Here is a 202-nt window from a genome sequence, read left to right as displayed (position 1 = left end):
GCCGCCTTCGCGGCCGAGGCCGGACTGCTTGACGCCGCCGAAGGGGGCGGCGGGGTTGGAGACGAGTCCGGTGTTGAGGCCGATCATGCCGCTCTCCAGACGCTCGCTGACGCGCAGGGCGCGGTCGAGGTTCTGGGTGAACAGGTAGGCGGCGAGGCCGAATTCGGTGTCGTTGGCGGCGGTGACGGCTTCGTCTTCGGTG

1 protein-coding gene is annotated in these 202 nt (G+C 70.3%); it reads right to left on the bottom strand.

The features are described from left to right. On the bottom strand, nucleotides 1-202 hold a 202-nt coding region (locus IO24_RS41870), incomplete at both ends, for an aldehyde dehydrogenase family protein (RefSeq protein ID WP_037670214.1).

The organism is Streptomyces flavovariabilis (assembly GCF_000725785.1).
GTDB classification, from domain to species: domain Bacteria; phylum Actinomycetota; class Actinomycetes; order Streptomycetales; family Streptomycetaceae; genus Streptomyces; species Streptomyces hawaiiensis.
The sequence above is the reverse complement of the archived record's forward strand: the minus strand, read 5'-3'. Positions and strand labels throughout refer to the sequence as shown.